Source organism: Pedobacter sp. ASV28, from assembly GCF_016428855.1.
Taxonomy (GTDB): Bacteria; Bacteroidota; Bacteroidia; order Sphingobacteriales; family Sphingobacteriaceae; genus Pedobacter.
On the sequence record NZ_JAELTN010000062.1, the window covers coordinates 21190 to 29347 of the forward strand.

General features: G+C 38.7%; 5 protein-coding genes. 3 read left to right on the forward strand and 2 right to left on the reverse strand.

Translation table 11 applies throughout. From position 1 onward, the window contains the following. Positions 1 to 6 precede the first annotated feature (6 nt). Positions 7 to 3420, reverse strand: a complete 3414-nt coding sequence (locus JHD79_RS18535) for a TonB-dependent receptor (protein ID WP_199120848.1) — start codon at positions 3418 to 3420, stop codon at positions 7 to 9. 227 nt (positions 3421 to 3647) lie between these two features. Here JHD79_RS18535 and JHD79_RS18540 point away from each other — a divergent pair, with 227 nt between their 5' ends. Both JHD79_RS18540 and JHD79_RS18545 read left to right on the forward strand, forming a co-directional pair. After that, positions 3648 to 4394, forward strand: a complete 747-nt coding sequence (locus JHD79_RS18540) for a DeoR/GlpR family DNA-binding transcription regulator (RefSeq protein WP_199120849.1) — start codon at positions 3648 to 3650, stop codon at positions 4392 to 4394. A 426-nt stretch (positions 4395 to 4820) separates the two neighbouring features. Beyond that, complete coding sequence (locus tag JHD79_RS18545; RefSeq protein ID WP_199120850.1) at positions 4821 to 5567, forward strand: DeoR/GlpR family DNA-binding transcription regulator; 747 nt, start codon at positions 4821 to 4823, stop codon at positions 5565 to 5567. Between the two features lie 125 nt (positions 5568 to 5692). On the opposite strand, the gene JHD79_RS18550 is transcribed toward JHD79_RS18545, so the two are convergent. Beyond that, complete coding sequence (locus JHD79_RS18550; protein WP_199120851.1) at positions 5693 to 6892, reverse strand: anhydro-N-acetylmuramic acid kinase; 1200 nt, start codon at positions 6890 to 6892, stop codon at positions 5693 to 5695. 292 nt (positions 6893 to 7184) lie between these two features. Between JHD79_RS18550 and nagB the strand changes: the two genes are divergently transcribed. Further along, on the forward strand, positions 7185 to 8158 hold a 974-nt coding region (gene nagB, locus JHD79_RS18555; protein ID WP_199120852.1), incomplete at its 3' end, for a glucosamine-6-phosphate deaminase.

Below are 8158 nucleotides of genomic sequence, written 5' to 3' on the forward strand. Positions count from 1 at the left end.
TTTAAATTAAAAACCAATTTGAAGTCCTGCAGAAGCCGACTTAAATGCAGGATTTGAAGTACCTGTACGTCCTAAATTATAATTTGAACTACCAGAGCCTAACATAGAATATCCTGAAATCGCTTCTGGATCAATTGGCAGTCCTCTCAAATTATCAAAGGTAATGAAGTTCTCTAGTGAGACGTACACTCGTGCACTAGCTACCTTCACCTTTTTAAGTAAAGAACTAGGCAAACTATAACCCAATGTAATATTCTTTATTTTTAAGTAAGACATATCTAGCATATATTTGCTTTGGGCCCTCATTACATATCCTTCATTCTCACCACCCAAGTTCCATGCTCTTGGATAAAATGCATCGGTACGATCTGGTTTCCAATAATTTTCGGCAATGGCTTGTGGCATCGCTCCTTCTTTGGCAAAATAGCCAGGTATGGCCAACTGTCCGCTACCCCAAATTTTCCTTTCGCCTACACCTTGAAAGAAAACAGATAAGCTAAATCCTTTATAATCGGCACCCAAGCGGAAGCCATATTGGTATCTTGGCGTTGTATTTCCAATTACAACCCTATCTCCAGGATTGCCGTTAGTACCGTTTCCCGCATCAATGTATCCATCTCCATTTACATCCACAAATTTCACATCCCCAGGGCTGATCAGCAATGTTTGATTACCGTCTTCAAAATACGTTTGGTAAACAGGGTTACTTCCAACCAGTTTATTTGTTCGTTTACTAACACCATTCCACACAATGTTGGTTTGCACAAAGTTGCCACTAGCATCGTAAACAAAATCATCTTTTTGATATAACCTATCGGTTACAAAACCATATACATCGCCATATCTTCGGCCCGTAGAAAAGCCATTACTTAACAACCTATTTTCCCAAGGCGTTTGATAATCGGCACCTTTTGTAATAAAAGTTACCGCATCTGCAAGATTGGCATCAATACTTAAACGAAGTCCACTAGCAAATTGATGATTAAAATCCAAATTCAATTCCCATCCACGGGTCCTCAATTCTCCAAGGTTACTCCGAGGTGCGGTAGAAATACCAGAAGTAGCAGGCAGCACATCACCCGCAATAATCATATCTCTAGTGTAGCGTTGGAAAACTTCTGCGGTAACACCAAGCTTGTTGTTAAAGAACCTCAAATCAAGCCCAAGGTTCATGTGTTCAATATTTTGCCATGAAACATTTGGAGAAACAGCAGGAGGGGTTTCCAAGTAATAATTAGGAATGCCCGAACTATTTAACCACGAACTCTGCATTGGATCCATTAGTGGAAGATAGATACCATTATCTACCGCCTGATCTCCAATATTACCCCATGAAGCACGAATTTTAGCAAAACTCAATACAGGTTCTACGGGTTTCATAAAACTTTCGTTAGAGAAAACCCAACCTGCAGAAACCCCTGGATAAGTTCTCCATTTCAAATGTGTTGGAAATTTCGAACTTGCATCTCTCCTCAAAGTAGCTTCGAAAAGATATTTATCTTTGTAGGCATAATTTACCCTACCAAAAAAGCCAACTTGCGATTCCCAACCTGCACCTCCACCAGCTTCCTGGATTCCACCAAGAGCAAAATTGAACTGTGGATTATCACCATTTAATAGGTTAGTACGTTTTGAATATTGACTAGAATAGTCATAACCAACGATGTTACTTCCCAATAAAAACTTAACCTGGTGATCCTTTAAATTCAGATTATAATTGGTTAGTAGGTTTAAGGTATTTCGTTTTGACCTAAAATTATTTTGTGAAAAATAAGTATTTGCTTTTATGGTATGGTCTGTTAAAGGGAACTGGTAGGCCGGCATGCCACCTGTGTTGGTAACATTTCCATTTTCATCAACATATACTTGAGCTCCATTTGCATCTTTAAGCGCATCAACACCGTACCAAGTAGTACGACCTTGTACATAAGGAACTGATGAGGTTAGCAAATTATTTTGTGTACTATAAGCATAATCAGCTTGCACATCCCAAGCCTTGGTAATATTGATTGTAGCCCCTAAATTCATATTTAAATACTTCTCGGCACGAATTTGATCGTTAGACATTCGGGCAGAAAAGGCAGGATCTATAATGTCTTTACCTTGCTCTTGCACGCCAATTGGGAATAAACGACTCCAGCGATATAAGTATAACCAAGGGTCTGCTGTGAAAGCATCTGCATTTAGCGAGTTTGGATTGCGTTTTATTCCATCTGCATATCTTGCTCCACCACGAAGAGTCAAATAATCGGTAACTTTGGTAGATAAAGTGATCGATGGGTTAAACCTCTTATAGTCGTCATGCTTGGCAGGTTTCATCATCCCCTCTTGGCCCAAATATCCTATACTCAAGTTATAATTTGTATTACCACTTTTTCCGTTCAACCCCAGGTTGTGCATTTGCGACAAGGCATTATCCTTAATCATTGCTGCTACTGGATCATAAATTCTATAACCAAATTTTTGCGCACCGTCCCAATACCAGTCACGCCCGTAAGCCACCGGATCATCGTTACCGATTACTCCGGCATATTTAGCCTGCCATTCTTTAATTTTTTCGAAACTTGTTCTATCAATGCGCCAAAAACCACCTGCGGGACCAGGCTGTTTCATATTTTCATGTGCATTTAAGGTATATTCCAAGCCATCAATACCAGCAATATCAAGCGCTTTAAATGGAGACTGCCACACAAAATTATTGGAGTAGGTAAACTTATTTTCATCAGTTTTGGCTCCTTTTTTTGTGGTAATTAAAACTACTCCAAAAGCGGCTTTAGAACCATATATAGCAGTTGAAGCAGCATCTTTCAATACCGTTATATTTTCAATATCATTAGGGTTTACATACTGCATACTAGGAATTTCCACATTATCCATCAATAGCAGCGGCTGGGCCGAACCGTACTGGGAAGCTACCTGCCCACGAATCCTAATAATAGGATCTGAGCCTACCTCTCCACTAGGAACTACTACAGAAAGACCTGGAACCGCACCCTGCAAGCCTCTGGCCGCATCAGGAATTGGGCGGTCGCCAAACACCTTCTCCACATTGACAGAAGTGATTGCACCTGTTAAACTTCCTTTCTTTTGCGTGCCATAGCCTACCACAACGACTTCGTTAAGGCCCTCGGAATCTTCAACCAAGGTTACGTTAACAACAGTGGCACTTCCAACACTTTTCTCTAAAGTAGTATAGCCTATATAACTAAACACCAAAATATCATTTGGCGACGCTTTAATCGTATAGGTTCCATCGCCAAGGGTTTGGCTTACCACGTTTGTCCCCTTTATTTTAATGGAAACACCTGGTATTGCACCATCCAAAGAATTAACTTTTCCTGTAACTGTAACCTGCTGTGCAAAAACTTGTATGCACACCAAAAACACCCCGAAGAAAAGTATGAGTAATTTTCTTTTCATAAATTCAAATTTGGTTAATTGTGATTTTTGTTTGTTGTTGTAAACATTATAAAAACGCAAATACACGCAAAATATTAATGTTAAAGTAAATATCAAAAATGTTTTCCATTAAAAAAAGAAAATTATCAACTATTTATTTTAACAACCGCAAATCATTATTGCAAAAACCTGTAAAAACCCGCACAAAATTTTATAGCTTTAGGGCTTGATTCTCTTAAAACAGTAAAATGCTAAAAAAAGAAAGGCAAGATCTGGTCATGCGCCAAATTAACCTACACAACAGGGTGCTTACCTCCGACCTCGTACAATTGTTAAATGTTTCAGAAGACACCATTAGACGCGACCTTCAAGAACTCTCCGAAAACAATTTATTGAACAAGGTACACGGAGGTGCACTATCCAAATCCTACCATTCTTCGTTTGATAACAGTATGGTATATGCAAAAGATGCCAAAAAAAATATTGCCAAAAAAGCAATTCATTTAATAAAGGATGGGATGGTTATTCTGATTAGTGGCGGCACCACAGTTATTGAAATGGTCAAACAATTACCTGAAAACTTACATGCCACTTTTTTTACGGTAAGCCCCTTAGTAGCCTTGGAATTGGCCAAATTTAGAATGATAGAAGTTATTTTAATTGGCGGTTCATTCTCCAAAAACTCGCAGATTACCTATGGGGGAAAAGTAATTAATCAACTTTCCGAAATCAAGGCAGACCTGTGCTTGTTGAGCACGAGCGCATTAAACCCCATTGATGGCCTCACAGATACCGACTGGGAAATCAACCAACTCAAGAAAGCCATGATTGGCTCCTCCCAAAAGACCGCCGCTCTATGCATTTCCGAAAAACTGAACATTTCATTACGGTTAAAGGTAGCCGACATACAAAATATTCATTTTTTGATCACAGAACTTGAACCCAACGATGAAAAACTCGAGGCCTATCACACTCAAACCATAACCATTTTATAAGTAGCCATACGTCCAACACATTCTCAATCACCCAAAAAGCACTAACGTTACATTAATAACTGGTCGCTTTTTGATATGATCCTTAAATCCTGTTTTTATTTTGGCTAAAAACAGCTACAGGAAAGATTTATAGATGTTCTTTTTAATCCTATTGCTTGCAAGCTATAGACGTTAGCCTGTACGACAGCCGCAGTATTCTTATACTCATACAGCACACGCCCCCATTATCCAACTTCCTCGATAATACGCCTCAATTTACAAGACCATTATTCGAAACAAGACCAAAAACATACCAAAGAATAGCATGAGTAATTTTTTTTTCATAAATTCAAATTTGGTTAATAATTTTATTTGTTGTTATTAGGCATGAAAGCTCCAAATAATTACACCTAAAATCACACAATTACACCTAAAAACATCAAACACATGCTGAAGAAAGAACGACACAATGCCATTATGAGACAAATCAACTTACACAATAGGGTGTTAAGTTCAGATTTGGTAGAACTTTTAAATGTTTCTGAAGATACCATTAGAAGAGATCTACAAGAGTTGGCCGATAACAACCTATTGAATAAGGTACACGGCGGAGCACTTTCAAAATCATATCAATCTTCTTTCGATGACAGTTCTGTCTATGCAAAAGATGCCAAAATAACCATCGCAAAAAAAACCCTTCCATTAATTAAAGATGGTATGGTCATTTTAACAGGCGGGGGAACCACCGTTATTGAACTGGTTAAACAATTGCCCCAACACATCTACGCCACATTTATCACCATTAGTCCATTAGTGGCCATAGAGCTGGCCAAATACAGGAGAATAGAAGTGATTCTGATAGGCGGCCTATTTTCCAAAAACTCCCAAATCACCTATGGAGGCCACGTGATCAGCCAATTAAACGACATTAAAGCAGACCTCTGCTTAATGGGCACAAGTGCATTACACCCCATTGATGGATTGACTGATACCGATTGGGAGATCAACCAATTGAAGAAGGCCATGCTAGCTGCCGCTAAGCGAACAGCCGTACTCTGCATCTCCGAAAAATTAAATATTTCTTTCAGATTAAAGGTGAGTTCTTTAGACCATATTGATTATTTAATTACGGAATTACCTGCTGATGCGCAAGAGCTGGAGGCCTACCATTTAAAAGGGACCACTATTATTTGATGTAAAATATAGAAATCAACCATCTATCTGACTCACATCTTTGATGCGCAAAAGATGGATTTCTTTTCTCAAAATATCCATATAACTTCATTATGTTATTCGCCGCAACATATGAAGTTCTGATTTTATTTTGGCAAACTGATTTTGCCCATGCTCAAGGAAGGAACCCCCTCCCTATCGCCAAAATCTACAATGCTTCCTGTGAGTGTTTCATTGGCCAACAAGGCAAATAAGACCGCTTCCTTAGCATCTGGATTTATTGCCAGCTGATCGGTAGTTTCAAACTGCACATTTGGCAAAGCTGCATGCAAAAGCTCTAGCAATAACAGATTGTGCATCCCCCCGCCACTTATGAAAATTTTGGCTTGCGAATGTGCCCCTATAGTTCTTTGAACCGCCATAGCTATACCCTTCGCCGAAAAATGACATAAAGTAGCCATAATATCCTCTCTACTTATACTTTCGGTCTGTGTTTCTATTTGGGCCTGCTCCAGATAGCTGAGATTGAACAATTCGGGACCAGTTGTTTTGGGGAAACTCGCTTCAAAAAAATCATGTTCTAACAAAGCGTTCAACAATTTATGGTTTACTCTTCCTGATTTAGCAATCGCCGCATCCTTATCATAGTAAATCCCATCGAAATGTTTTTGCACATATTGGTCCATTAAGGTATTTCCCGGGGCAATATCGGTGGAGAAAACCTTCTTAGGATCAACATCACTTGGCAAATAGGTAAAATTAGCTATCCCTCCTATATTCAGCATGATCCTATCTTCACCTCGTTTAGAGAAGATCAAATAATCACCATAAACAGCAAGCGGGGCACCTTCTCCTCCTGCCGCAATGTGTTTTTGCCTAAAATCACTTAAAGTAATTATTCCCGTATTTACCGCAATATGATCTCCATCTCCAATTTGCAATGTACCATTAGGTAAACCTTCTTGTTTATGCAGCAATTTTGGTGCATGATAAATGGTTTGACCATGACTCGCTATAAAATCTACATCTTCGTTTTTAAAACCCCATTCGGCAATCGCTTCATTAATGAGCAGGGCATGTGTAAGCGCTATTTGTTCGTTCATCAGACAAACCATTTCTAAATCAACATCACGTTTTGAAAAGATAGATTTGACCTGCTTTCTAAAAAGTGCGGTATAGTCTGCGGTTTTGAAGTTTAACAACCTAATTTTAGTTTGATCACCAGACCCTTTAAAAGCACATAGGGCAATATCTAGCCCGTCCATTGAAGTTCCAGACATCAGGCCAATGATCAGTTTTTCCGCTTTGTTAGATTTATGGTATAAATTGTGAATTTGGTTGTTCATATACTTTACGAGAATAAACTTGACGAATGTAGTAAAAACACTAAAATTTCATTGAATCCTAGTAGACTTACTTTTAAACGGCAAACCAAGAATGCCCCACTTCACTCCATTTTCTTTCTTCCAGATCCCCTTAATTAAAAGTTTTTTAATTTTTTTAAAAAGTTTCAACCGTTTGAATAGCCACTACAAGGCACTTTTTGAAAACATTTATATAGAAGAGATAAAACACCATATTTTTTTTGTGCAATAACTATTCTATATTTACTGCTCCGTTCAATAAAAAACAAGATTAATGGCAAGATTAAATCTATTAGAAGAAACGAGGTTCGAAAAGCTTCCCGTAACCATTTTCAAAAACCCAAAAGAAGCTTCTTTAAGTGTAGCCCAAAGAATAGCTACTCTTATTAAAGAAAAACAACAACAAAACCTAAATGCTGTATTGGGCTTAGCCACTGGAGCTACCCCAATAGCCGTTTATGCGGAGTTGGTAAGATTACATAAAGAAGAAGGCTTAAGCTTTAAGAATGTAATCACCTTTAACTTGGATGAGTATTATCCAATGCAGCCCAATGCGGCTCAAAGCTATGTTACCTTTATGAATGAAAATTTATTCAATCATATAGACATAGACAAAAACAATGTCCATATTCCTGATGGCACTTTAAATCTTGAAGAAATTCCAGCTTTCTGTTTGGCCTATGAGCGCAAAATAGAAAGTGTTGGCGGACTGGATATTCAGATTTTAGGTATTGGACGTACAGGACACATTGGTTTTAACGAACCTGGTTCTGCTCCAAACTCGGGAACAAGGCTGGTTACCCTTGATGACTTAACACGTAGGGATGCCGCCCGTGATTTCGGAGGTAAATCTAATGTTCCTACCAAGGCCATTACCATGGGTATAGGTACTATATTCAAGGCCAAAGAAATTATTCTCATGGCTTGGAATAGGAAAAAAGCATCCATTATTAAAAAAGCCGTTGAGGGTGAAATCTCCAGTGAGGTCCCTGCAACCTACCTACAGCTTTCTGACAATGTAGAATTTATCTTAGATCAAGATGCTGCATCTGGACTAACCAGATTTAACACCCCTTGGCTAGTTAAAGATTGCGTTTGGACCGAAGAACTCACACGTAAAGCGGTAATCTGGTTGGCCAACAAGTTGAATAAGCCTATTCTTAAGTTAACAGAAGACGACTTTAACAATAACGGCATGGCCCAGTTAGCCACCGAACAAGGCCCGGTTTACAACATCAACATCCATAT